General features: G+C 42.4%; 2 protein-coding genes. Both read right to left on the bottom strand.

All coding sequences use genetic code 11. The features are described 5' to 3' along the window. Positions 1–491: 491 nt before the first annotated feature. The gene (locus AAAT87_RS15165) at positions 492–1,985 is read right to left on the bottom strand and encodes a type II toxin-antitoxin system HipA family toxin (protein ID WP_349226895.1); all 1,494 of its coding nucleotides are present in this window, start codon (positions 1,983–1,985) and stop codon (positions 492–494) included. Beyond that, entirely contained in the window at positions 1,982–2,290 is a 309-nt protein-coding gene (locus AAAT87_RS15160) for a helix-turn-helix domain-containing protein (protein ID WP_218421400.1), read from the bottom strand. Before AAAT87_RS15160 ends, AAAT87_RS15165 begins: the two co-directional genes overlap by 4 nt. Positions 2,291–2,941 lie beyond the last annotated feature (651 nt).

Below are 2,941 nucleotides of genomic sequence, written 5' to 3'. Positions count from 1 at the left end.
TTGCAAAGTAAAATCAAGGGATGACGCATAAGAAAATGAATGAACGCTCACCTAAAGAAACAATAAAAGTAGCAGGATATCAAAAAGAGGACGCTACCCATTACCAGAAACCTTGAGAAGACCAGCCCTACCAATTCCTGGTGTACCCATCAAGACCACCGAGAAGAGAGAGACTATACTTACCTCTTTCAACCAGGTCTTCGAGTCCCCACCCCACAATGACCAGCCAATCCTCCCTCAAGGAAGGCAAGCTAAAGGAGGAAACACCAAAGACAAAAGAGACCTGTCAAAAGGATGGCAAAGGACTACTACCTTCCAAGAACAAGCCACCACACTCAAAAAAGTGAAGCAAAAGGAAGAGGAGCCAGCATCCCCCCAAACATTTCCTGTTTATCCAAGGCTCCCCCAACCAGATAGGTAGTCTTGAATAGATGACACAAAAAGAGCGACCCAAAGGCCGCTCTCCTTAATAAATATAAAAAGAATGTCTTTTATCCGACAAAGAAGGTTTCAACCAACGTATACAATTGTTCATCAGTTAGATTATCAGTACCAACCCTATCAATCAACGCATATTCTTCTTTCTTTCCGGTAATCACGAACTTGCGTTCTTTCCCATCCACTTCACACAAAAGATGATAATTACCTTTGTATGTCTTTTCTACACGTACCTTCTCAAAAAGGGTTTCGCCAATTCTGAATGCAACATTCTTTCTTCGTTCGAGCAATCCCCACTCTGCCAGATGCTGGTTAAGGGTGGTTTCTACAGCACCTATCCAACGCTGGCTAACTTCGCACTCCTCTGCAAAGTGTCTGAATTGGCGGATAGCAGAGGCAACCTCACCAATGATACTTTCAGCCTTCCTGATACCATTTTCCTTGCCGAGAGCCAAAGCATCTTCAAGAGTCTGACCTTGAAGCTTACCCTGCATCATCATACAATGCATCTTCTCAGGAAGAAAGCCACCCACATTGAAGATATAAGTCATATCGTATGCAGGAGAAAGTTGCCATTTTCCACTTTCATCCATCAGAAAAGAGAAGTTCTTGTTGTGATCATCAGTGTTGTTGGCTTGGATGTTGAATACCATCCTGCGGAAAACTTCCTCCTGGGTACTTTCAGGCAGGCGCATCTTTCGACAAACCATCAGCAACTTTTCATAACTGTCGGCATCAGGATATAGAGCCGCCAATGTCTGCATGTGTAATTTACGTTCCTCGTCACGATCAAAACGATGTGTAATGAAGTGCTTCTGACCTTCGATCTCTATAATCTTGCAAGGCATCATGCTTATGCCTGCAGCCTTAGCCATCTTGTAATAGGCCATTTCCAGTTCTGCAGAAGAACGCTCCGCATCACCAAACTTCAGGATGCAATAATCAAAGCCCTTGTGACCGGCTATCTGACCGCTTCTGATTTCTCTGGTTTCCGGATTGATCGCGATGATAGCCTTCGGTTGGCGACCGCCTGCCGAAGTACCTACAGCTATCAACGACTGCATGGTCAGCGATTCATCTGGCAACAGCCTCACATTCTCACGCTCCAAGAATATTCTCTGAGCCAAATCCGTCAACAACTTCATATTCAGCTTTTCCGACTTTCTAATGCCGGATGATTCAGGAATAAACTCCAAAGCTCCCATACCTCGCTTACCAATGAACGACAAAATTTCAAGCGGAGTTATTTCCTGATTGCGAATGCCATTCTGTATGCGCCAACACTCAAACACCTGATTACCCCAAGCGTCTGGTAAAGAATCTGCAAGAAAAGGAGGCAGTTTGCGGTAAAGTTTCGTTTCCCTGTCACCCATGATGGGACGACGGCTGGCAGGTGACTTGACAGAAGCCACCAGAGGGAACGGATCGAGTACCCCGCCAAGAAAAGCTGGATTATATTCGAAAAACGAAACTCCTCTCCTTGCATCCCAGGACAGGCGACCGATTTCCTTGTCCCAAAGCATTATTTTTAATAAACTTGCTATCATGACTTCTTATGTCTTATTCGTTGAACTTTCTTTTCTTCTTTCATCAGGTACGCAGATGGCGGTAAATCCGGCATCAGTTCATCAAGGGCATCTATCTGCCCTATCGCCTTCAGCAGCAAAAGAAATGTGCCGAGCGAGACATTGCCGGATGTACCATTCTCAAACTTATGAATGGTTGTGATTGTAATACCCGATTGTTCAGATACCTCTTTCTGTGTCATATTGCTACGCAGACGGTAATCCTTGAATCTTGCACCAAGAAGTTTTACCAATTCGGGTATAGAATACTCGTAATAATCAATCATAATTCCTAATATTTAAATTATACCATAATATAAGTTAAATATATATTTTTGCCTTATATTATATTCTACTTATATTTATAGGCACAAAAATACACATTTATTTTCAGATAATCTTAACTATCATGAAGAATTTCTGTTTTTTGCATGTTTTTTAACCTTTTTGTAAGTAAAAACTCCCAAAAGCATACAAAATCAACCCAAAACCACCCCACCAAAAGGAATGAAAGATCTAATTATCTATCATGATATCTTGCTAGTCAGAAGCGTTCTTCTTCACTACTATAAATAGTTTCAATTCCCACAAGAGCTGACTTAAACTTAATGTTTCCAAACAGTTTCTGAAATACGGAAACCATTCACTAAAGATAACTTAATCATTCCTAACGGTTTCCGCATTTTGGAAACCATTTGCTAGATTTAACAATATCACGTCAAGAACTAGCCCCACCCTCTCCATTAGACATGACACCCTGGAGAGCCATCAAAAAAGGCTACCTCCTAAAAGATAGCCTTGGAAGACAAACATGGCAAATATGGGAAAGGAGGCTAAGCAGCCTCCTCCTTCTTTTGCTTCTCCACCTCTGAGATACCGGTGGCTATAAGCTTGATCACATGATGGTCCTTGCCATCCTTCTGATAGGTCTCGCTCTT

It is taken from the genome of Segatella sinensis (assembly GCF_040095255.1).
Taxonomy (GTDB): Bacteria; Bacteroidota; Bacteroidia; order Bacteroidales; family Bacteroidaceae; genus Prevotella; species Prevotella sinensis.
This window is presented reverse-complemented; position numbering and strand designations above follow the sequence as displayed.